This is a genomic window from Dyella terrae (assembly GCF_022394535.1).
Classification (GTDB): domain Bacteria; phylum Pseudomonadota; class Gammaproteobacteria; order Xanthomonadales; family Rhodanobacteraceae; genus Dyella.
This window is the reverse complement of record NZ_CP089414.1, coordinates 3,864,660-3,887,576: the sequence shown is the minus strand read 5'-3', so window position 1 is coordinate 3,887,576 and position 22,917 is coordinate 3,864,660. Positions and strand designations below refer to the sequence as shown.

General features: G+C 63.8%; 20 protein-coding genes. 8 read left to right on the top strand and 12 right to left on the bottom strand.

All coding sequences use genetic code 11. The features are described from left to right. The first annotated feature begins 173 nt into the window (after positions 1-173). Both DYST_RS16965 and DYST_RS16960 read left to right on the top strand, forming a co-directional pair. Positions 174-821 (top strand): hypothetical protein, encoded by a 648-nt coding sequence (locus DYST_RS16965; protein WP_239946848.1) that lies wholly within the window; start codon positions 174-176, stop codon positions 819-821. 57 nt (positions 822-878) lie between these two features. Continuing rightward, entirely contained in the window at positions 879-1,625 is a 747-nt protein-coding gene (locus DYST_RS16960; RefSeq protein ID WP_239946846.1) for a pteridine reductase, read from the top strand. Between the two features lie 55 nt (positions 1,626-1,680). Here DYST_RS16960 and DYST_RS16955 read toward each other — a convergent pair whose 3' ends face one another. From DYST_RS16955 to tsaD, 4 genes are all read right to left on the bottom strand, one after another. Beyond that, on the bottom strand, positions 1,681-2,535 hold the full coding sequence (locus tag DYST_RS16955; RefSeq protein WP_239946844.1) for a DUF6159 family protein: 855 nt from the start codon (positions 2,533-2,535) through the stop codon (positions 1,681-1,683). A gap of 75 nt (positions 2,536-2,610) precedes the next feature. Further along, positions 2,611-3,093, bottom strand: a complete 483-nt coding sequence (folK, locus tag DYST_RS16950) for a 2-amino-4-hydroxy-6-hydroxymethyldihydropteridine diphosphokinase (RefSeq protein ID WP_102303012.1) — start codon at positions 3,091-3,093, stop codon at positions 2,611-2,613. Between the two features lie 12 nt (positions 3,094-3,105). Continuing rightward, positions 3,106-3,465 (bottom strand): dihydroneopterin aldolase, encoded by a 360-nt coding sequence (gene folB / locus DYST_RS16945; RefSeq protein WP_239946842.1) that lies wholly within the window; start codon positions 3,463-3,465, stop codon positions 3,106-3,108. A 38-nt stretch (positions 3,466-3,503) separates the two neighbouring features. Then, positions 3,504-4,529, bottom strand: a complete 1,026-nt coding sequence (gene tsaD / locus DYST_RS16940) for a tRNA (adenosine(37)-N6)-threonylcarbamoyltransferase complex transferase subunit TsaD (protein ID WP_239952141.1) — start codon at positions 4,527-4,529, stop codon at positions 3,504-3,506. Between the two features lie 123 nt (positions 4,530-4,652). On the opposite strand from tsaD, the gene rpsU reads away from it, so the two are divergent. Then, the gene (rpsU, locus tag DYST_RS16935; RefSeq protein WP_014404075.1) at positions 4,653-4,868 is read left to right on the top strand and encodes a 30S ribosomal protein S21; all 216 of its coding nucleotides are present in this window, start codon (positions 4,653-4,655) and stop codon (positions 4,866-4,868) included. 173 nt (positions 4,869-5,041) lie between these two features. Then, complete coding sequence (locus tag DYST_RS16930) at positions 5,042-5,488, top strand: GatB/YqeY domain-containing protein (protein WP_102303014.1); 447 nt, start codon at positions 5,042-5,044, stop codon at positions 5,486-5,488. 24 nt (positions 5,489-5,512) lie between these two features. Here DYST_RS16930 and DYST_RS16925 read toward each other — a convergent pair whose 3' ends face one another. Then, complete coding sequence (locus tag DYST_RS16925) at positions 5,513-7,252, bottom strand: S41 family peptidase (protein WP_239946841.1); 1,740 nt, start codon at positions 7,250-7,252, stop codon at positions 5,513-5,515. A 230-nt stretch (positions 7,253-7,482) separates the two neighbouring features. Here DYST_RS16925 and DYST_RS16920 point away from each other — a divergent pair, with 230 nt between their 5' ends. Next, a complete protein-coding gene (locus tag DYST_RS16920; RefSeq protein ID WP_239946839.1) occupies positions 7,483-7,653 on the top strand; it encodes a DUF1328 family protein in 171 nt (56 codons plus the stop codon). 1 nt (position 7,654) lies between these two features. Here the strand turns inward: DYST_RS16920 and DYST_RS16915 are convergent, their stop codons facing one another. Then, complete coding sequence (locus tag DYST_RS16915; RefSeq protein ID WP_239946837.1) at positions 7,655-8,293, bottom strand: GNAT family N-acetyltransferase; 639 nt, start codon at positions 8,291-8,293, stop codon at positions 7,655-7,657. A 162-nt stretch (positions 8,294-8,455) separates the two neighbouring features. Between DYST_RS16915 and dnaG the strand changes: the two genes are divergently transcribed. The 3 genes from dnaG to DYST_RS16895 all read left to right on the top strand — a co-directional run bounded on the left by dnaG (position 8,456) and on the right by DYST_RS16895 (position 11,680). Continuing rightward, positions 8,456-10,240, top strand: coding sequence for a DNA primase (gene dnaG, locus DYST_RS16910; RefSeq protein ID WP_239946835.1), 1,785 nt, complete (start codon positions 8,456-8,458; stop codon positions 10,238-10,240). A gap of 203 nt (positions 10,241-10,443) precedes the next feature. Then, complete coding sequence (locus DYST_RS16905) at positions 10,444-11,070, top strand: DedA family protein (protein WP_239946833.1); 627 nt, start codon at positions 10,444-10,446, stop codon at positions 11,068-11,070. 7 nt (positions 11,071-11,077) lie between these two features. After that, complete coding sequence (locus tag DYST_RS16895; protein WP_275666859.1) at positions 11,078-11,680, top strand: pentapeptide repeat-containing protein; 603 nt, start codon at positions 11,078-11,080, stop codon at positions 11,678-11,680. Between the two features lie 31 nt (positions 11,681-11,711). Here the strand turns inward: DYST_RS16895 and DYST_RS16890 are convergent, their stop codons facing one another. The 6 genes from DYST_RS16890 to DYST_RS16865 all read right to left on the bottom strand — a co-directional run bounded on the left by DYST_RS16890 (position 11,712) and on the right by DYST_RS16865 (position 22,657). After that, entirely contained in the window at positions 11,712-13,226 is a 1,515-nt protein-coding gene (locus DYST_RS16890) for an efflux transporter outer membrane subunit (protein WP_239946832.1), read from the bottom strand. 2 nt (positions 13,227-13,228) lie between these two features. Continuing rightward, entirely contained in the window at positions 13,229-16,330 is a 3,102-nt protein-coding gene (locus DYST_RS16885; protein WP_239946831.1) for an efflux RND transporter permease subunit, read from the bottom strand. Further along, positions 16,323-17,435, bottom strand: coding sequence for an efflux RND transporter periplasmic adaptor subunit (locus tag DYST_RS16880; RefSeq protein WP_239946830.1), 1,113 nt, complete (start codon positions 17,433-17,435; stop codon positions 16,323-16,325). The genes DYST_RS16885 and DYST_RS16880 overlap by 8 nt, the downstream gene beginning before the upstream one ends. Positions 17,436-17,724: 289 nt before the next feature. Beyond that, on the bottom strand, positions 17,725-19,374 hold the full coding sequence (locus DYST_RS16875) for a Na/Pi cotransporter family protein (protein ID WP_239946829.1): 1,650 nt from the start codon (positions 19,372-19,374) through the stop codon (positions 17,725-17,727). 216 nt (positions 19,375-19,590) lie between these two features. Then, positions 19,591-22,260: a magnesium-translocating P-type ATPase gene (gene mgtA / locus DYST_RS16870; protein WP_239946828.1), complete on the bottom strand. Its 2,670-nt coding sequence runs from the start codon at positions 22,258-22,260 to the stop codon at positions 19,591-19,593. A gap of 166 nt (positions 22,261-22,426) precedes the next feature. Beyond that, positions 22,427-22,657: a hypothetical protein gene (locus tag DYST_RS16865; RefSeq protein WP_239946827.1), complete on the bottom strand. Its 231-nt coding sequence runs from the start codon at positions 22,655-22,657 to the stop codon at positions 22,427-22,429. Positions 22,658-22,917 lie beyond the last annotated feature (260 nt).

Below are 22,917 nucleotides of genomic sequence, written 5' to 3'. Positions count from 1 at the left end.
TCGATACGTTATAACATTGCCATTCTACCCCAGGGCGCGCCTGCCCCAGAAGTCATGCCTGCCCGGACAAGTTCCCTCGTTCAGCCCCGGCGGGCCCTGGCTCAGCGGGATTTCACCCGGGCGGCCTAGACTGGGCGCGCCATGCGGCTTGTGCCGCCCCACCGAGCTGCACCATGCCCAAGTCGTCCTCCCAGCTTCCGGCCGTGATCCAGGACCACAGCCGCGTGACCCAGGCCATCCTGGACTTCGTGAGCCAGATCCCCGGCAGCAACGTGCCCGGGGCCAAAGATCCCGAGAAGGAAGCCCGCCGCCTCGCCGCACGGGCCCAGCAGCGGGCTGGGCTGACTGCCGGCTCGCTGGCCCTGCCCCCGGGGCCGCTCGGGTGGCTGACGGTGCTGCCCGAAGTCATCGCCATCTGGAAGATCCAAGCCCAGATGGTCAGCGACATCGCCGCTGCCTACGGCCAGCATCAGGAACTGGGGCGCGAGCAAATGCTGTGGTGCCTGTTTCGCCATACCGCCGCGCAGGCGTTTCGCGATCTGGTGGTACGCGTAGGCGATCGCCTGTTGTTCCGGCGCATCACTTACTCCGTGATCGAACGCGTGGCCAAGACCGTGGGCATCAAGGTCACCCAACGTGCCATCGGTAGCGGCATCTCGCGCTGGCTGCCGCTGGTCGGTGCCATGGGCGTGGGTGGCTACGCGTACTACGACACCGCGCAGGTGGCACGTACCGCCATCGCCATGTTCGGCCAGCCATTCACCACCGAAACACCGCCCGCCGACGAACCCGACGCAGAAACGGCTACGCCCGCGGGATGACGCCACTAACGCTTTGCGGCAAGCTCTCCGCCTGATCGCGCTACGCAGGAGCACCGCATGAGTCCACGCCACGAGCGCCCCGTCGCCCTGATCACCGGCGCAGGCAAGCGCGTCGGCGCCGTCATAGCGCGCACCCTGCATGCCGCAGGCTATGACCTTGCCTTGCATTACCGCCACTCCGCGGCGGAGGCCGAACTGCTCGCCGCCTCGCTGGAGCGCCAGCGCGCGGATAGCACCTTCACTGTGCAGGCCGAATTGGCCAATCTCGACGTGTTGCCGGTGATGGTGCAGCGCATAGTCGGTCGCTTCGGCCGCCTCGATGCGCTCGTCAACAACGCCTCGGCGTTTTATCCCACACCGGTCGGCACAGCCACGCCAGCGCAGTGGAACGAATTGTTCGCGTCGAATGCGCAGGGACCGTTCTTCATCGCGCAGGCCGCGACGCCTGCACTCCGCGAAGCACGCGGCGCTATCGTCAACATGGTGGACATCTATGCGGAGCGACCTCTCGCTAACCATCCTGTCTATTGCATGGCGAAAGCCGCACTGGAAGCGATGACGCGCTCGCTCGCCTTGGACCTGGGCCCCGACGTGCGGGTCAACGGCGTAGCGCCCGGCGCCGTCATGTGGCCCAGCGACGGCAAACCTTATGACGATCAGCAGGCCATGCTCGCGCGCACTCCGTTACGTCGCGCAGGCTCGCCGGAAGACGTCGCCGGTGCGGTGCTGTGGCTGTTGCGCGATGCTCCATTCGTCACCGGGCAGATCATTCGCGTGGATGGCGGCCGAACGCTGTCCGTATAAACGCATGTGGCCGCGACGATGCGCGGCCACATGACGTTCCCGATGGCGCACGTGTTTACTTCTTCGGCTTAAACGCCTGCTCCAACATGGCTTGGTCGAAGCCGTAGCCCACTTCGCCGTCCTCGGCATAGCGATACAACGCAGCGGCATAGATGCCCTGCAGCGATGCCTGGATCAGGCCGAGCATGGTGAGTCCCACCACCACGATCACGATGGCAACAATGATCGCGGCCATCGATTGCGTAGCGAAGGCACCGCCGACCAGCAGGGCCGCGACCACGATCGCAAGGAACATCAGCAGGCCGAACACCACGCCGATGCCGGCATTGCCGATGATGTTCTCGCCCCAGGTGCGCTTGAGCAGTTCGACGCTGCGCGAGATCGCTTCCGTCGGCCCCACGTCCTGGCTGGCCAGCACCGGCACGACGAGGAAGGTCGCCACGGTCCACGCAAGGCCGAGGAAACCGACCACAAGGCGCCCAATCAAGCCCAGGCGCTCCTGCAGCGCACGCAGCACCAGGCCCACCGTGGCGGCGATCAATGCATAGCCGACGATGCTCACGATGCGCGAACGGGCAACCGCCATACCTTCGCCAAAGCTGGTTTCTTCCCCACGCAGGCGCGCAAGCGCAGCAGCGGCAAGTGCGGTATTGAAGAAGATGATTACAAGGTACTGCGCCAGGTAGAACAGGAACATCAACACATAACCGCCCGCGGTCATGCGATGCCCCTGCTCCGCCACGTCACCGGCAGCCACCATGGCGGCGATCACCGGGATCAGGAAACTCGCGGCGACCAGCAGACAGCAGATGCTGGAGGCCAACGGAAACATCAAAAGAGATTTGTCCGAGCGCAATACGTCGGCGCTGGCCTTCATCAGACTCCAACTGCGTGCGAAACGACCTGCCATACCCCTTTCTCCCCGTCCCGTGATGGATGCGCGATTTCTAGCAGCTGCGGCGCCCCCGCGACAGTGCAGCCGCGGTCAGAGCGGTTCTGGCTCCAGCGGCTCGCTCTCTGCGGGAAATGCCTGCCACAAGGCCTGCATGGTCTGCCCGCTCACCGGGTGCCGAAGCTGGGGCGCGATGTCCGCGATGGGCTTGAGCACAAAGGCGTGCTTGAGCTCCTTGCGCGGAATGTCCAGGTGCCCTTTGCCACGCCGTACCAGGTCGTCATAGAGCACGATGTCCACGTCCAGCGTGCGGTCGGAATAACGCGGCACGTCGCGGCGGCGGCCGTGGCGATCTTCCAGTGCGTGCAGCCAATCGTTGAGCGCTTCGGGAGAAAGGTCGGTATCCAACCCGACCGCGAGGTTGACGAAATCTGCCCCGTCGAAGCCCACCGACTTACTGCGATAGGCCGGCGACACGGACATCGCGCCGAAATGCGCGCGCAATTCATCCAGCGCGGCATTGAGGTGGTGCACGGGTTCGAGGTTAGAACCCAGGCTCAGGTAGACGCGTGCCATCGCTTCAACGCTTCACTGCGGGCGCGTGCCGCGCTCGATGCGCACACCCACCGATTTCGCGCCACGCACGGCGCCGGGCTTGGACAGCTTCAGCCGCACCCACGACACCCCGAATTCCTCGCGGATGATCGCGGCGCAACGCTCCGCCAGCGTTTCTACCAGCCCGAAGCTGGAGTCGCTGACGTAGTCGATCAGACGCTTGGACACGTCCTTGTAATTGAGCGTGAGCGTGATGTCGTCGCTCGCGGCGGGGAGGGTGTTGTCGAACGCCATCTCGATGTCGAACGACAACGTCTGGCGCACACGGCGCTCCCAGTCGTAGATGCCGATGACGGCATCGATGCGCAGGTCTTCGATGAAAACGATATCCATCCGGATAGGTTACCGATCTGCCTGCAGGAAAAGCGAGCTCACACCGCCGGCGGCAGCGTTTCCAGGTCCCAGCGTGGGAACACCTGCACCGATTCGTCCTGATACTGGCCATGTGCCAGGCGGATCGCGCCGGCCAGGGCGATCATCGCGCCGTTGTCCGTGCAGAAGGCCAAGCGCGGGAAGTACGCCTTGAAGCCATCCTTCGCACCGGCCGCGGCCAATTCGGCGCGCAACCGCTTGTTGGCGCCCACGCCGCCGGCAATCACCAGGCGCTTCGCCCCGGTGGCCTGCAGCGCGCGACGGCACTTGATGATCATGGTGTCGACAATGGCTTCCTCGAAGGCGCGAGCGATGTCGGCACGCGTCTGTTCACTCTTGTCCGACTGTTGCCAGGCCAGCAGCACCTGGGTCTTCAGGCCCGAGAAACTGAAATCGAGGCCGGGGCGGTCGGTCATGGGGCGCGAGAAACGGAACGCGCCCGGTCTACCCTGCTCCGCCAGCTTGGCCAGCGCGGGACCGCCCGGATACGGCAGGCCCATCATCTTGGCCGTCTTGTCGAAGGCCTCGCCGGCGGCATCGTCCAGCGTGTCGCCCAGGATTTTGTATTCGCCGATGCCCTTCACTTCCACCAGCATGGAGTGGCCACCCGAGACCAGCAGCGCCACAAATGGCGGCTCCGGCGGGTCTTCCTCCAACAGTGGAGCCAGTAGGTGGCCTTCCATGTGGTGCACGCCGATGGCCGGCACGCCCAGCGCCCAGGCCATGGCCCGGGCAGCAGAGGCCCCCACCAGCAGGGCGCCGACCAAGCCTGGACCGGCGGTGTAGGCAACGCCGCCGAGGTCAGCCGGGGTAAGCCCTGCCTGCGCCAGCGCCTCGCGCACCAGCGGCAGCAGCTTGCGCACGTGATCACGGCTGGCCAGCTCCGGCACCACCCCGCCGTACTCAGCGTGCAGCTTGATCTGGCTGTAAAGGGTATGTGAAAGGAGACCGGTACCGGGCGCGGACGGTTCCCAGCGCAGCAGGGCTACGCCGGTCTCGTCGCAGGAGGTCTCGATGCCCAGCACTGGCTTGTTCACCACTGGGCTGTATTGGGGCTTTGAAATTGCTGTCGTTTCCACGTTATACTTCGCGGCTCACCGTATTCAAACGGCCCGTTCAGGCGAGCCAGTCTACCACTTGGAGTTTCCATGCCCAGCGTAAAAGTCCGCGAGAACGAGCCGTTCGAGCTTGCCCTCCGTCGCTTCAAGCGCACCTGCGAAAAGGCCGGCGTCCTGGCCGAGACCCGCAAGCGCGAGTTCTATGAGAAGCCGACCCAGGAGCGTAAGCGCAAGCGCGCTGCAGCCGTGAAGCGTCACCTGCGTCGTCTCTCGCGCGACACGTCGCGTCGTACGCGCCTGTACTGAGCCCTTCGTCCGCTCTGCGGACGGTTTGTGGCTTCTGGCGCCTTGTTCCATTAGGCGCCATGACAGGTAGCCTGGCAGCTGGCGCGTCCATCCGCTGCCGCTAAGTCAGTAGACCTGCACTAGCCGGCGTTGCCTCAGCAACGCCGGCTTTTGTGTTTCCCAAGGAAAAGATCATGACCCTGAAGCAGCAGCTCACTGACGACATGAAGGCCGCCATGCGCAGCGGCGAGAAGGATCGCCTCGGCGTGATCCGCCTGATCCTGGCCGCGATCAAGCAGCGCGAAGTGGACGAGCGTATCGAGCTCGACGACGTGCAAACGCTGGCCGTGCTGGAGAAGATGGTCAAGCAGCGCAAGGATTCCATCAGCCAGTTCGAGGCGGCCAATCGCCAGGACCTGGCTGACATAGAGCACGCCGAGATGAAGGTGATCGACACCTACCTGCCGGCCAAGCTCGGCGACGAGGAAATCGACGCCCTGATCACCGCCGCCATCACCGAGACCGGCGCCAGCTCCGCCCGCGACATGGGTAAGGTAGTGGCCGCCGTGAAGGAAAAGGCTGCTGGTCGCGCCGACATGGGCGTGGTGTCGGGCCGCATCAAGGCACGCTTGGCCGGCTGATCGCCCGGCCTGCCCGCCAGCGCCTCAGGGCGCTGGCGTTCCCTTCAGCGCGTCCTTGCCGGCCAGCACGGCCAGAGCGCGCTGAATGACGGGGTCACGCCCCGCCCGGATATCCTCCACCGTCGGCGCCACCATGACGTGCGGCGCAATGCCCTTGCCAACGAATTCGCGACCATCCGGATAGCTGTCGCTCTTGGCGCAGATCCGCGCCATGCCACCGCCCGGCAACGTGAAGTGCAGTGGCTGTCCCGTGCTGCCGCCTGTCGCCTCGCCCAACAGGACGCCGCGCTTCAACGTGTCGAAGGCGACCACGAAATCTTCCGCTGCCGAGTAGGTGCGCGGGCCGATCAGCAACACGACGGGGCCGGGGTAGCGCTGCTCGTGCTTTTCCTGGAACGTGCCACCGTCGCCCAGCGATTTCCAAGCAACGTAGGCGCCGTCGTTGGCACGGAACAAGGGAACGTACTCCAGCGACCGACTGCGGTTGCCCGCAATGGGCTGGTCGGTCAGATAGCTCAGGATCCGGGCGCCCATCAGGTCCGAGCCACCGCCGTTTCTGCGCAGATCCAGGATCAGGCCCTTGGCCCGAAGGATCTGCGGCAGTGCGTGTTCAAAAGCCTTCACACCATCGTCGCTACCGAACTCGTTGAGGGCCAGATAAGCCACCCCGCCCGGCAGCATGCGCCACTCGGCCGGGGGCGTCGGTTTCGCGGCGGGATCCTTTTCGCGGGACAGCTCGATCGTGCGCACACGGCCGGACGCATCTTTCAGGCCCAGCGCCACGGGCTTGCGATGGTCACCCTGCAACAACTGGTCATCGTAGGTGCGCTGAAGCGCGTCCTGCGGTGTCGAGCTACTGATATAGGGCGCCACGTGAGTCTGTGCGTAACGCCGGACGTCTTCTCCATCGATCGTCACGATCTCATCGCCGACGTGCACCTGCGGCGCCACCTTCGGGCTGAAGACGACGATGACCAGCACATGTCCATCGACCATCGCGGTGCGAATGGGTGGCTTTGCATAGAACTCGTCCCACATCGTCTTGGGCGGATAGATGTTGGTGTGGCCATCGTGCAGCAAGGGAGCGAAGCGCATCATGACGTCGTAGTAGTCATGCAGGTTTTTCGCCGCAACCACCTTCGGCAGGAAATCCAGATAGGCCTGATTCCAGTCGAGGTCCGGCACCAAGTCGAAATGCGCGAAGTTGTAGCGCGCCTCCGACCAGTACAGCGACAGGCCGGCGATGCGATGGGCCTCGTCCAGTTCATCCGATGCCGTCGCTATCGATGGGGCATTCCATTGCGAATCCAGCCGTTTCAGTGCGGCAAGCACAGACTGGTAACGCGGCTCGTCATGCAGGCCATCAAAGGCATGTTCCTCGGCTATCTGCTGGCCCGCGGATGCACTGACCCAGCCCTGCTTCAGCAAGGCCTCCAAGGCATCGAGTGCCTGCGGGCGCTCGCCAAGCTGCGCATAGGCCTTCGCCAGACGGAACTGGGCATCCCATTGGCGGCCCGCGACGTCGAGCGATGTCGTGCTGTCGATATCGGCCTGGAGTTCCCCGGATTCCGCCAGCGAGGCCTTCAGCGCCTCTACCGCCCTGGCCAGCTTCTGCGGATCGCTTGGCTGCGCACTGAGCAGGGTCCACGACTCGTTGTTCAGCGCCTGCACGTGCTCGTAGCGCTTTAGCAGGGATGCTTCCTGTGCGTGTGCCGAAAAAGCCAGCAGGCATGCGGCGCCCAGCCCCGTCCATCCATAACGCATGATCTTCCTCCCCTGGCCTTCCTTGAGGCCGGCGCCCCAACGCTAGCAAGCTCCTGCAGCACCCCGCCCCTGCCTCAAGTCGTGGTCCGTTCCTTAACGGCACACCTTAGATGGCATGAACGACACCCGGCGCCATGCACACGCTTGCTGCATAGCTTTCACATGCGGAAACCTAGAACAGGGGCGCCACCAGCCAGACCGGCGGCATCGTTTCCCCACGGGAGTGCCACATGCTGAAATGGGCCATCATCCTCGCCATCGTTTCCCTTGTGACCGGCTGGCTTGGTTTCGGCACGCTATCCGGCGTAACCGGAGGGATCGCCAAGATCCTGTTCGCGATCTTCATCATCCTGTTCCTGCTCGCCTTGCTGGCCGTGGTCGGTCTGATCCACCTGGCGTAGCTCAGTCGATGATGCGCTCCATGCGCCGATGGTCGGGCACACGCCCCTGCTCGTTGGCGAGCCGCGATTTGCGCTCGCCAATGACTTTGAAGCCCGTCCGTCGGTACATAGCCTCGGCGCGGGGATTGCTGACGGCGACATCCAGGGTGATGCGATTCCGACCCGCATCGCGCGCCATACCGACCAATTGATCGACCAAGGCGCGGCCGATGCCACGGCCGCGCAACTCCGGCACCACCGCCAGATGCGCTAGGTAATGCATGTCGCCGTCGGGTGGCCGTATCACCGACTCTAGCCGCAACCCACGCGCTATCGCGCCCAGTGCGCGCCGCGTCCCGTAGTACCCCAGGATCTGGCGGGCTGCCGCAAGAGTGAAGGACCATTTGATGTCGGCACCATATCCGGCCCCCACCGCCACCACCCGGCCGTCCACCACGCCCACACAGTGGTTGCGCCAACCGAACTCACCTGCACCATCGACGAAGCAGTGCCGCAGAAAGGCTTGTGCATCATCGCCATCGCGGGTGGCAAACACGTAATCAAACGCTGTCGGGCCAGAGCTATAGATCAGCGGCACCGCCACATCGACGTCCTCCGGTGCGGCAGGACGAAAACGCACCTGCAGGCCCGAACGGGCCATCCCCAATACATTCCCCATGTCACCCCCAAGCCGTGACGGCTTCCCCGACCACAGCATAGGGCAGCCCGATGACAGGCACAGTGGGCCGTGCGGCCCGGATCGGGGGACGCGCGGCCAGAAACGCGCCCGCCAGCACGCCACAGCCGATAAACTAAGCGCCTTATGCGCGGACGTATCCCAGACAGCTTCATCGATGAACTGCTTGCCCGCGTCGACATCGTTGACGTGATCGAGCGGCGCGTGCCGCTGAAGAAAGCCGGCCGCGAATGGACCGCCTGCTGCCCGTTCCACAACGAACGCTCGCCGTCGTTCTACGTGAGCCCCGCCAAGCAGTTCTACCACTGCTTCGGCTGCGGCGCGCACGGCAGCGCGGTGAAGTTCCTGATGGACTACGAGCGTCTGGAATTCCCCGATGCGGTGGAAGAACTGGCGCAATCGGTCGGCCTTACGGTGCCGCGCGAAGGCGGTGATGATCGTCCACGCGAGGACAAGACCGATCTCTACTCGCTGCTCGACTCTGCGGCCGGCTGGTACGAAAAGGAACTGCCGCGCAGCGCCGAAGCGCAGGCTTACTGCAAGAAGCGCGGACTGGATGCGCAGACCATCCAGCGCTTCCGTATCGGTTGGGCTCCCGCCGGTTTCGACGGCGTGATCAAGGCTCTGGGCGGCAACGACCGCCGCATGAAGCTGCTCAACGAAGCCGGCATGGTGGCCAGCAACGAGCGTGGCAACCGTTACGACCGGTTCCGCGAACGCCTGATGTTCCCCATTCTCGATCGACGCGGCCGTGTGATCGCGTTCGGCGGCCGCATTATTTCCAGCGCGCCTCCTGCGCGCGAAGGTCAAGAAGCGGGCACCCCTGCCCGCACTCCTCAAAAAGAGCCTGGCCCCAAATACCTCAACTCCCCAGAAACGCCGCTGTTCCACAAAGGCCGCGAACTGTTCGCGCTATGGCAGGTGAAACAGGCCAACCCCAGCCTTGCGCGCATCGTGGTGGTCGAGGGCTACATGGACGTGATCGCGATGCACCAGGCCGGCCTGCCCATCGCGGTGGCCACGCTGGGCACCGCGACCACGCCGGAGCACACCGAAGTGCTATTCCGCGCCGCGCCCGACGTGGTGTTCTGCTTCGACGGCGACCGCGCCGGCCGAGCCGCCGCGTGGAAGGCCTTGGAATCGGCGCTACCACGCCTGCGCGACGGTCGGCAGGCCTACTTCCTTTTTCTGCCTGATGGCGAGGACCCGGACACGCTGATCCGCAAGGAAGGCAAGGACGGTTTCGAGAAACGCCTGAAAGCCGCGACGCCGCTCTCCGAGTATTTCTTCGGCGAGCTGGCACACGACGTCGACACCGGCAGCCTGGACGGCCGTGCGCGCCTGGCCGAACGTGCACGCCCTCTGATCGCCCGCCTGCCTGACGGCGCGTTCCGCGACCTGATGGCGCAGGAGCTGGAAAAACGTACTGGCGCGCGCGCGACCATGGACACCACACCCGCACCGCGCACATCGGTGAATCGTCCCACCGTGGTGCAACGCTCGCTGGTGCGCAGCGCCATCGCTCTGCTGCTGGCGCAACCCGGCGCCGCCGATCAGGTAGAACGACCGTACGGCTTCCTGCGCATGGACAAGCCCGGCGTGGAACTGCTGGCCGAGCTGATCGACATAGCGCGATCGCGGCCGGGCATCAACCCGGCCATGCTGGTGGAACACTTCGCCGAGCGCCCCGAGTACCCCGCCCTACAGAAGCTGATGGCGGCCATGGTCGTGGGGGAACCGGAAGCGCAGCGCGCCGAGTTCTTCGACGCATTGCGGCGCATGGAACAGCAGGCGGTGATTCAACGCCGCGACTGGCTCACCGCCAAGAGCCGCGAGAGCGCGCTGGACAGCGCAGAAAAAGCGGAACTGCGCGAGCTGCTCGCCGCACGGGTGACCAGGCCTTCCGCTTGACACGACGCCCCACGGGCGCCCCCGGCACGACACAACAGGGTTCTAACCAACCACCCGGCAAGATGCCCGCCTCGCCCCAGCGATGCCATTTGGAAGAGGGAACATGGGACATCCTGCGCTGCGACAAGCGTATGGACGTCTTCGTATGGGATCATCGAATCCTCTTGTGAAGCATTGGGTAGTCCGCCAAGGCATGGATGTAGATGGAACTGCTTGAACGACTGATCACGGTGTTCGCTGAGAACGGCTACCTCGCGGTATTCCTCGCGTTGTTGCTGTGCGGCGCCGGCGTGCCTTTGCCCGAGGACATCACCCTCGTCGCCGGTGGTGTCATCGCCGGCCTCGGCTACGCCAACGTGCACACCATGTTCGGTGTCGGTATGGCTGGCGTACTGGTGGGCGACGCGGGCATGTTCCTGCTTGGCCATCACTTCGGTGCACGCATCCTCAAGCTGCGTTTCGTAGCGCGCGTGCTCACGCCCGAGCGCTACGCCAAGGTGCAGGAAAAGTTCGAGCGTTACGGCAACCGCCTGATGTTCATCGCACGCTTCCTGCCCGGCATGCGCACAGCGGTGTTCATCACCGCAGGCTCTACACACCGCGTGACCTTCCTGCGCTTCTTCCTGCTCGACGGACTGGCCGCGCTGATCAGCGTGCCGATCTGGGTGTATCTGGGCTACTTCGGCGCCGACAATCACGAGTGGCTCGCCAAATGGATCCATCGTGGCCAGAACGGCCTGTGGCTGGTCGGCGGCGCAGTGCTGCTGGTGGCACTGGTGCTGTGGTGGCGCCATAAGCGGCGCGTGGCGTGCGAGCCGGGCTCGCGCTGATCCACGCATGACTGCCCTGCCCTGGACCGATAACGCCTACGACGACGCGACGTTCGAGGACGTGCAAGCCAACGGCGCCGCCCTCGATGGCATCCGCTTCCACGACTGCAGCTTCGTCCGCTGCCAGTTCAGCGAGGCCACGCTGGCGCGCTGCCGTTTCAGCGACTGCGAGTTCCGCGAGTGCAATCTGAGCCTGGCAAAGCTCACCGGCAGCGGCTTCGATGCGGCCCGTTTCATCGACTGCAAGATGGTGGGCATCGATTGGACTCGCGCCCACTGGCCGCGCGTACGCATGGCCAAGGCCCTCGCTTTCGAGCGCTGCGTGATCAACGACTCCTCGTTCTTCGGCCTGGACCTGCGCGAGTTCGTGCTGATCGAATGCCGCGCGCTGGATGTGGATTTCACTGACGCAAATTGCGAGGACGCCGATTTTCACGGCACCGACTTGCGCGACAGCGTATTTGCGCGCACTCGGCTCGGACGGGCCAACTTCGTCGAAGCACAGAACTACCGCATCGACGTATTCCACAACGACATCAAGCGCGCACGCTTCTCGCTACCGGAAGCGGTTGCCCTGCTGGACAGCCTGGGCATCGAGCTGGAAGGCTGACACTGCATCACTGCAGCGCCAGCCCTATGGTTCAGTGCGAGCCGTCTGTACGCCCCGTAGCGACGTCTTCCACATCCTTGCGATGCCACCAACCGCCACCCAACGCCTGGAACAAGGCAACGGTATCGGCATAACGCGCGGCCCGTGCCTGCACCAGCGCCAGCGCCGTCTGCTGCCACGCCAGCTCGGTAGCGAGCATGGCGCTTTCGCTCAGGTCACCCAACGCCAGCTGCTTTTTCGCCACATCGAGGCTATGCGCCGCTGCGCGTTCGGCGCGTTCGTTGGCCGCCAGCGCCTGAGCATCCGCATCAATGGCGTGCAAAGTGTCGGCCATGTTCTGCACCGCCTGAAGTACCGTGCTGCGGTACTGCGCGGCAGCTTGCGTATAGGCTGCTTCCGCACCACGCTGCTTGTGCTTGAGTGTGCCGCCATCGAACAAAGGCTGCGTCACTGACGCCCCCAGGCTCCAGAAACCGCTGCCCGCGCTGAATACCTGGCTGGCCTTTTCCGAGGTCCCGCCAAACGAACCGTTGATCTGTACGTTGGGCAGCCGATTGGCGATCGCAACACCCACCTGCGCACTGGCCGAATGCAACTGTTCCTCCGCCATGCGTACGTCGGGTCGCTGTTCCACCAGTTGCGCCGGCAGGCTGAGCGGCAGGTCGGAGGGAAGCCGCAGGCTGTCCAGCGTGAACTGTGCATCGATGCGCTGATCCGGCGTGCGGCCGGTCAGAGTGGCCAGCAGATCGCGCTGCTGCGCCAGCTGCTTGTCCAGGGGCGGTAGCGTGGCCTTGCTCTGCTCCAGCGCTGTGACCTGGGCGGCCACGATCGCGTCGGATACGTCGCCCAGCGTGCGCTGTCGCTGCAAGGTATCGAGAATGCGCGTCTGCGCTTCGATGATCTCGTGCGTCGTCTGGATCTGCGCGCGCAACGAGGCTTGCTCGATGGCCGCATTCGCCACATTACTGGTCAACGTGAGGTAGGTGGCTTCCAACTGATAGCGCTGCTGATTGGCTTGCGCCACCAGCGATTCCACCTGGCGACGGTTGCCGCCCCACACATCGAGCACGTACGACACGCTAACCTGCGCCGTGGTCAGGTTGTAGAGACTCGCATTGGACGCTGCACCGCTGGCCACGTCGTTAGCGGTATCCGTCCGCGTGGAGTTCGCGTTAGCGTTGACCTGGGGGAAATACGCACCGCGCTGTGCATACACGGCCTCCCACGCCACTTTGAGTGAGGCGTGCGCGGCTTCCACGTCCGCGTTGTGCTTGAGCGCATCGTCGATCAGCGCGTTGAGCGGCTCGGAGTGGAACAGCGTCCACCACTGGCCAGGAATATCCATGGACTGCAGCAGATGCTGCGACTCGCCGCCTGGGCCGGTCGCCGACGCGGTATCCCGTGCGATCGGCGTGGGTGCGTACTCTGTGGCTTCGGGCGCCTGGGGCCGCTTGTAGTTCGGCCCGACGGCACAACCGGCAAGAGCAACGGCGATGCTCCATGCGAGCAACGGACGGAACGAGTGACGGAACGTGGTCTTTTTCATGATCACAGCACCTTCGACGGGTGCGGACGATGTTGGCGACGACGGCGCTCAATGAATCGCTCGATGGCGAAATAGAACCCCGGAAGGATGAACAGCGTCAGCAGTGTCGCGATAGGTAGACCGCCCACCACCACGGTGGCGAGTCCGCGCTGCACGTCAGTGCCAATGCCGGTGGCGAGCGCTGCCGGCAACATGCCTACGCTGGCCACGGTGGCCGTCATCAACACGGGACGGAAGCGCTCGGTAGCGCCTTCCAGCACGGCATCACGCAGGTGCAGGCCTTCCTTACGCACGCGGTTGATGTTGGCCACCATGATGATGCCGTTCTGTACCGCGACACCGAACAACGCGATGAAGCCCACAGCAGTAGCGATGTTGAGCGTCTCCCCGCGCACGTGCAGTGAAATCAGGCCACCGACGGTCGCCAGCGGAACGACCGCCAATACCATCACCGCCTGATGCAGCTTGCCGAATTCGAAGAACAGGAACACCAGCATAATCGCCAGCACCAAGCTCATCACCACCACGAGACGGGCCTGCGCTCGCTGTTGATTCTCGAATGTTCCAGCCCATTGCAGCTGATAGGCCTGCTTGTCGAAATGCACCTTGGCATCGATCTGGGCTTGCGCATCAGCAAGGTACTCGGAAAGCGCGCGATCACGGTTGTCCACACGAATGGTGATCTGCCGTTTGGTCTGCTCGTGTGCGATGGTGCTTTCGCCCGTCTTGTAGCGGATATCCGCCACTTGCTTCAACGGTACTTGCGCCCCGCTGGCAGAGGTCAAAGGCAACTGGCCGATGGCTTCCAGGCTGTTTGCAGTCTCGTTGGAGAGGCGTGCCGTCACGTTGTAGGTGCGGTCCCCCACATATACTTGCGTGATCGGTGATCCACCAATGGCCGTCTGGATGAGATTGCTTATATCGCCGACATTGATGCCGTAGCGTGCCGCCGCATCGCGATCGGCAGTGATCGCCAGCTGCGGGATCGGCGGCTCCTGAAAGATCGATGCATCCGCCGTGCCACGCACCCCATGCAACACGTCCACGATCTCGCCACCGATGCGGCGCAGTTCGCTGAGGTCGTCGCCATAGATGCGCAACACCAATGGGCTGTGCGCACCACCGATCATGTCGTTCTCGCCGTCAACGATAGGCTGGCTGATGCCGACCGAGATGCCGGGGATCTGTTGCATGCGGGCATTGAAGCGACGCAGAAACTCCGCCTTGCTCTCATGATCCGGCCATTTGTCGTACGGCTTCAGTCCCACGCCGGACTCGACGTGTGACGGTGTCCACGGGTCGGTACCCGTGTCATTGCGACCCAACTGGGTGACGATGAAGGACACTTCGGGAAACTCGCGCACTGCGCGACGCAAATCCGCCGTCATGGCACTGGCCTTGTCCAGCGACAGACCGGTGGGCATCTGCACCTGCAGCCACAGCGAGCCTTCGTCCAGCTCGGGCAAGAATTCGCGGCCAATGGTCATACCCAGTATCAGCACGCCGGCAAAGGCGACGCCGGCCACCGAGTACACAATCGGCAACTTGCCCAGCAGGCGGCCCAATGAGTTTGTATACGCGCGCTGCAGACGCTCCAGCGGCTTGTTGTGGAAGATCTTCCGCGGCTTGCGCAGTGCGATATACGCCAATCCCGGTGTGAGCGTGACCGTACAGAGCAAGGCCGCCAACAGCGCATAACCAACGGTGAAGGCCATCGGGCGGAACAGCTTGCCCTCAGCATGCTCGAACGCGAACAACGGCAAGTAAGCAGTGACGATGATCAATGTAGCGAAGAAGATCGAGCGACCCACATGCTTGGTCACCGTCATCACGTCGTCTTCGGTGAGTACGGCCTCGGGTTTCTCCTCGCGGCGCCGCAAGATGGCTTCCGTCACCACGATGGTGCCGTCCACGATCACACCGAAGTCGATAGCACCCAGCGAGAACAAGTTCGCCGGCATATGCGTGAACTGCATCAGGATGAACACCGTCACCAGTGACATGGGAATGGCCACCGCCGCCACCATGGCCGAGCGCGGGCTGCCCAGGAACAGGATCAGCACAATGCACACGAGGCCCACGCCTTCCATCACGGTGTGGAAGACCTTTTCCTTGGTGGCCTCGACCAGGTCATCGCGGTCGATATACGGCACGATGCGCACATCCTGCGCCGCGAGCTGCTTGTTCAGCTCAGCGACTGTGGAGTGGATACCCTCCAACACACGAGAAGGATTTTCATACTTGAGAAGATCGACGATGCCCTCGATGGTATCGGGGTTGTTGTCCTTACCGAGAATGCCCTCGCGAACCTGATGGCCGTACTCCAGCTTGCCGAGATCGCGCACGAGCACGGGCACGCCATTGCTCTGGGTCACCACGACATCACCCAGATCCTTCAGCGTATGCACCATGCCGATGCCACGCACGATGTACGACTGCTCACCGCGGGTGATGCGCCCTCCGCCTGCATTGGCGGTGTTGGCGGAAATCGCACTGCTGACCTGACTGACGCTAACGCCATATTTCAGCAGCTTGTTCGGGTCGAGTTCCAACCGGAACTCCTTGGTGAAGCCGCCAAAGATGTCCACGTTGGCGACGCCGGACACACGCTCCAACGCGGGCACCACCACCCAACGCTGAAGCTCCGACAGCTCCATCAGATTCTTGCTGGTCGATTCAAGCGTATAGCGATAGATCTCGCCTGCCGGGCCGGACACGGGATCAAGCCCGGGCGTGATGCCCGGCGGCAAGGTCACCTGACTGATGCGCTCCATCACGCGTTGGCGTGACCAGTAATCCTCGGCGCCATCCTTGAAAACCAGGGTGATCAGCGACAGGCCAAACGTGCTGCTCGAACGCATGCTCACCAGGCCCGGCGTTCCCGACAGGCCACGCTCCAGCGGAATGGTGATTTGCTGTTCGATTTCCTCCGCGGCGAGACCCGGCACCTGCGTGGTCACCTGAGCGGTGACGTCGCTCAGCTCCGGATAGGCCTCAATGGCCAACTGCGTCCACGAGTAATAACCGAAGCACAACACCAGCGCCGAAACGACGATGAAGAGCACGCGCTTCTGGAAGCAGAAGTGGAAGATCGCGTTAATCATTGAGCAGAACCCCGCCCTTCACCACCACGCGATCGCCGGCCTTGAGGCCCTTCAGTACGCGGGCACCCGCCGTTTCGTCGTAGCTCAGCTCCACGGTGTGGCGCTCGAACGTCCACGGCGACACTTCCACGAACACGGTGGTGTTGTCGTTGTTCATCAGCAATGCGGATTGCGGCACGAGCACCTGTGCGGGCTGCGGCACGGCAATGCTGGCCTGGGCGAACATGTTCGGCTTCAGGCGTCCATCCGTGTTGGAGAACACTGCGCGCACCATGTCGCGACGCGTATCGGACTGCAGCACCTGGCTGACGAAACTCACCTGGCCATGGAAGGCCTGATCTGGGTAGGCAGACAACGTCGCGTCCATCGCCTGCCCCTTGGCAATGTGGCCGACGTCGGCTTCCGGCACGTTGGCAGTGATCCAGACTGAATCGAGATCGGAAATGGTCATCAGCACGGCGGTGGCATCGTTAGCGTAGGTGCCGGGAGCGGCGCTCAGCGCCGTGATGTAGCCGCTCATGGGTGCCGTGATGCGGATGCTGCGCGACGTCCCCTGCTGACCTTCGGCGCTCAAGGCGCGCAGGCGGGTTTGCGCGCGGTCCATCTCGGCCTGGGCCTGGTTGTCGTTGCTCTGCGCGGTTTCCAGATCCTTCACCGCGTTGCCGCCCGCCTGCTGCACACCCCGCGCGCGATCCAGCGCCTTCTTGGCCAGGGCGAGCGCATCGGTGGCCTTGACCACGTCCGCATTGGCCTGCGCCATATCGCCCGAATCGATCACTGCGAGCAGCTGGCCGCGGGTCACGTGGTCGCCCAACCCAACCTTCAGATCGCTGATGCGGCCTGTGAGCGGCGCCAGCACATTCGCCGTCCGCGCAGGGTCGGCCTCCACCGTCGCGGGGAACTGCATGGCGTGCGGCGCGGCCTGCATCTGGACCGGGGCGATGACCAGTTCCTTGCGCAGCGGCGAACCATCCGGCACGCGCAGCACCCCATGGTCGTCCACGAAAGCCGGTGCGACGGCCTGGTCGCCGGCACGGTGGCCGCAGCCGGCGAGCAGCGAAACGATGGACAGGGCAATGAAAGTGCGGGACAGGCGGTAAAACATGGGGATTCCCCTGCAAATATTTGGCATGCGGCTGCTCTCCACCACCGTACCGGCAGCGGAGAAGTATTTGCGAAGGGGATGGCGTTTCAGATCGCCTGGAGCTGAAACGCATGCCCCGCTCGCGGTGTGACCGACGTCAGCCACCGCTCGCGGGAATCACTCCGGAAGGAGTACGCGCAGGAACGAGGACGGCGTCGTCAGCAAGAAAATTCGATCTCAGTCGATGGGTCCGGGTCCAATGTGCCGTTGCTCCTTTACAAGTTGAATACGGTAGCCAGCGAGGCTTACGTCAGGTCGTCGCGGGCTCGCGCACAAGGCGATCCTGCAACAGGCCGGCGCGCTCCAACGGCAGGTAGGCCAGCGCCGCCAGGTGCGAATGGATGCGCTTGAGATCGCGCAGGATGCGCAGATAGACGTCCCCGCCACCACCGCCGTCACGACGCTCGCGCAACGCCTTGATGTGCCGCTCCGACGCCTCGTTCTCCAGCCGCCACAGTGCCTCTTTGCGGGCAATCAGCTGCTGCGCCGCGCGCAGATCGCCACGCAGGAACACGGTGAGGCCCAGACGCAGGCTTTCCATCACCAGCGTGTGCATGGCGGCCAGGTCCTGGATGTCGTCTGCAGAGAAGTCCTGTCCGCTGGCTGCCTTTTTGGCGGCGAACTCCATCAGGTTGTTAGCGGTGATGTCGCCGATGTGCTCGATATTGATGACGAACGCGAGGATCTCCTGGCTGCGTTCGCCGTCTTCCTCGTTCAGCGCCTGACCACCAAGATCCGCCAGATACTCGCGGATAGCCATGCCCAGCTTGTCCAGCGAAGGGTCCATGCGGCTAACGGCAGCGGCGCGCGTGCGATCGTCCTTGCCGAACACCTCGACTAGACCCTTGAGCATGCTCTCCACCATATCGGCCATGCGCATGGATTCACGCGCTGCGTTCGCCAGCGCGACGTTGGCTGAATCCAGCGCGCCCTCATCCAGATACTGGGGCACACCCGGATCATTGGGCTTGGGGGGCTCGGGCAGCAGGCGCACAAGCAGGCGTGCCAGACTTTCCACCGGCACGATGAAGATCAACGCGAGGGCCAGGTTGAACGCGGTGTGGAAGTTCACCACGATGCGCGCCGGCGAGGCGCCGAGCGGAGCCAACCAGTGCGCGATCAACGGCAGCAACGGCAGGCACACCACACAACCAAACGCACGCACCATCAGGTTGCCCATCGGCAAGCGGCGAGCGAACGGCGTATGCGCCTCCATCAACGCGGGAATAGTGCTGCCGAGGTTGGCGCCCAGCACGAGTGCGAGCGCCCCCGGCGCGTCAACCACGCCCGCAGTCGCCAGCGACACGATCAACAGCACCACCGCCACACTGGAATGGCAGGCCCAGGTCAGCACCGCGGCCACCAGCATCGCGAGCACCGGCTCGCTGGCCAGGCTCTGCAGGATGGCGTGCAGTACCGCGGCGTTCTCCACCGGCGCCATCGCGCCAACCAGCAGATGCAGAGCGAGCAGCATCAGGCCCAGGCCGATGGCGACGCGACCGAGGTTCTCGTAGCTCACATCGTCCGTGCGGCGATGAATGGTGAAGCCGATCAGGATCAGCACGGGTGCCACGATGGAGATGTCGAACGACATCACCTGCACGATCAGCGTGGTACCCACATTGGCGCCAAGCATGACGGCCAGCCCGGGAGCCAGGCCAAGAAAACCGCTGGCAGCGAATGAAGTAGCCATCAGGCCGGTAGCGGTACTGCTCTGGAGCAGTGCAGTGACGCACACGCCGAAGCCAAGCGCAGCGGGACGATGGCCGAGATAGCGACCCATCCAGCGGCGCAGCATGCTGCCGTAACCACGGAGCACGCCGCTGGTGACCATGTGGGTGCCCCACAGCAGCAGGGCAACGTAACCGGCAATGTCGAGAAGAGCGAAGGTGCCTTTCATGGCATGACCTCCCTTGTTGAAGCGTGACGCAAGAGCATCCACGCACTCCCTTGCGGGAGTCTGTGATCAGACGAAACGCCTTGGCGGCGTCCTTATGGAATGGCCAACCGGCGACGACCGCCCACGGCAAGCCGCCAGCCCGCATCGTCGTCGTTCCGCTCGCAACGGAACGACCAACCGGATGGTCACAGCGGCCACGGCCGCCGTGACCTCAGCTTACAGCCAGCGCCCGTACCGCCGGATATAGACCAACTTCATCAGCTGGGTCAGCACGCAGTACGTGAGCACCGTCGCGGCCAGCCAGCCGAAGTACACGCCCGGCATCGGCATCATGCCGATCTTCGCGCCAAGGTCCGTGTATGGCACGTACATGCCAATGATGATGATGGCCGTGGTCAGCGCCAGCACCGGTGCCGAGGCGATGCTCTGCAGGAACGGGATCTTGCGCGTGCGGATCATGTGCACGATCAAGGTCTGCGTGAGCAAGCTCTCGATGAACCAACCGGACTGGAAGAACGACTGGTGTTCCGGCGAATTTGCGCCGAACAGATACCACAGCAGCAGGAACGTGGTGATGTCGAAGATCGAGCTCACCGGACCGATCCACACCATGAAACGGCCGATGTCGCTGGCGTCCCATTTGCGCGGCTTGCGCAGGTACTCGTCGTCCATGCGGTCGAACGGAATGGACAGCTGGGAGATGTCGTACAGCAGGTTCAGCACCAGAATCTGCAACGGCAACATCGGCAGGAACGGCAGGAACGCACTCGCGATCAGCACCGAGAACATGTTGCCGAAGTTCGAGCTGGCCGTCATCTTGATGTACTTGATGATGTTGCCGAAGGTGATGCGACCCTCGATAACACCCTCTTCCAGCACCATCAGGTTCTTTTCGAGCAGGATGATGTCCGCCGATTCCTTGGCGATGTCGGTGGCGGTATCCACCGAGATACCCACATCGGCTTCACGCAACGCCGGCGCATCGTTGATGCCGTCGCCCAGGAAGCCCACGGTGTGGCCCTGACGCTGCAGCGACTTCACCACGCGCGCCTTCTGCAGCGGCGACATCTTGGCGAACACCGTCGTGCGCTTCACCAGCACATCCAGCTCGTCGTCGTTCAACGGCTCGATGTGCTTGCCCTGCGCCGAGTGCTCGACATCCAGCCCCACTTCGCGGCAGATCTTGCGCGTCACCGCCTCGTTGTCGCCGGTGATCACCTTCACTTCGACGCCGTGGTGATGCAGCGCCGCGATGGCGGTGGCTGCACTGTCCTTCGGCGGATCGAGGAAGGCCAGGCAGCCGACCGCGATAAGGTTGCTTTCATCTGCCACGCCGTAGGCGCGGCTGGCCGGCGGCTGGCGCTTGATAGCGACCACAAGCACGCGCAGACCGTCCTCATTGAGGCCGCGCGTCATCGCCTTGATGTCCGCGCGCATCTCGTCGGTCATCGGCAAGACTTCGTCGCCAGCCATCGCCGACGAGCAGATCGCCAGCATCTCCTCGACCGCACCCTTGCACACGAGTAGCTCGTGACCATCACCGTTGCCCAGCACCACCGACATACGGCGGCGCTGGAAATCGAACGGGATCTCGTCAACGATGCGGTAGTGCTGCGCGACCTCTTCCAGGTCACGATGCGTCAGCACCGCCTTGTCCATCAGGTTCTTCAGGCCGGTCTGGAAACGACTGTTGAGGTAGCCGTATTCCAGCGCCTCGTCCGATTCCTCACCGTACAGATCCAGGTGGCGCTCCAGCACGATCTTGTCGAGCGTGAGGGTGCCGGTCTTGTCGGTACACAACACGTCCATCGCACCGAAGTTCTGGATCGCGTTCAGACGCTTCACCACCACCTTGCGCTTGGACATCGCCAAAGCGCCCTTGGCGAGATTCGCCGTCACGATCAACGGCAGCATCTCAGGCGTCAGGCCCACCGCCACCGACAGCGCAAACAGGAACGCCTGCAGCCAGTCGTGTTTGTCCAGACCGTTGATCAGGAAAACGATCGGCACCATCACCGCCATAAAGCGGATCAGTAGCCAGCTGACGCTGTTCACGCCCTTGTCGAAGCTGGTCTGCACGCGCTGGCCGACGATGGTCCGCGCAATCGAGCCCAGGTACGTGCGCGCACCCGTCGCCACCACCACCGCCGTGGCAGTGCCGCTCACGACATTGGTGCCCATGTAGCAGATGGTGGGCAGATCCAGCGGGTTGTCGTTGTGCGCGCTGCCTTCCAGCTCCTCACCGCTGTGCACGTGCGCGGGTGCCGACTTCTCCACCGGCAGCGACTCACCCGTGAGGATGGCCTGGCTGATGAACAGGTCCTTCGCCGAAACCAGGCGCAGGTCAGCCGGCACCATGTCGCCCGCGGCCAGATGCACGATGTCACCCGCGACCAGCTCGCCCACCGGCACTTCGATGCGTTCGCTGTGGCCGTCCGAGGCGCGACGCGTCACCGTGGCGGTGTTGCGCACCATTGCCTTGAGCTTTTCCGCTGCCTTCGAGGAACGGTATTCCTGCGTAAAGCTCAGCAGCACGCTGATGCCCACCATCACCGCAATGATGATCGGGCCGGTGAGATCGCTGCTGTCCGTTGCCACCTGCACCACCGCCAGCACCAGCAGCACGATGATGAACGGGTTTTTGAACGCCTTGAGCAGTTGCACCGACCAGTGCGGCGGCTTCTCGTGCGAGACCTCGTTGAGGCCATCGCGGTCCAGGCGCTCGCTGATCTGCTCTTCATTGAGCCCAGCGGCACTGGTATCGAGGGCCGCGTACAGCGCCTCGTTATGGCGGAACGCCTCCTGGGCGACGACCACGCGCACCGGCGCGGCGGCGCTCGAGCCGGCCGCCTTGTTGGGGACCGTCTGGGTGGAGTGCTTCAACATGACTCGCTTCCGTGAAATCGGGACATCTGGGCCGGACCAGCGAGCCGGCGGGGCTTACCCCGCGAGTGACGCCAAGACCTGCATTACGGACTTCGCCGCCCTGGGCACCACGGAACTGGCGGAGGCCAGCCCTTACGCGGCAGCACAAGGCGCGACGAGGTCTTCATCAGTGACTGGATACCAGCTGCAGATGACGATGCGCTTGCGAAACGGCATGTTCCTTCCGGCGCGCGACCTGATGGCCACGGGGAGCGTCGGAAAGGCGGTGAGCTTCGGACGACGGAACATCCTGCGCCTGGCTCAACGGAGCCGGCACGGTGATCGTCCAGGAACGGGAATCCATACGGCGGCCCGAGCGGGCAACACGCAGACGAAAGAAATCGCGAAGGAGCTTCATGGCCCTTTCTCCTCGTTAACGGCGCTGTGGCGCCGTCAGGGGAGGGCCGGTCTTCCCTAGTCCAGGAAAGCGCCAGCCGACCGCAGGCGGTCGCCGCAGCAGATCAGCTTGTAATGCAATGCCGGCACCCGATGCTCGCGGATGTCGACGTTGCGACTAGGGTAAACGTCCATATGCCTTGGGTTGATAGGACAGAGGCCACTGAGGGCAGGTTGCGCCCGGTGGCGCGCGCATTGTCTTGCTGCGGTGCAGAAGTGTCA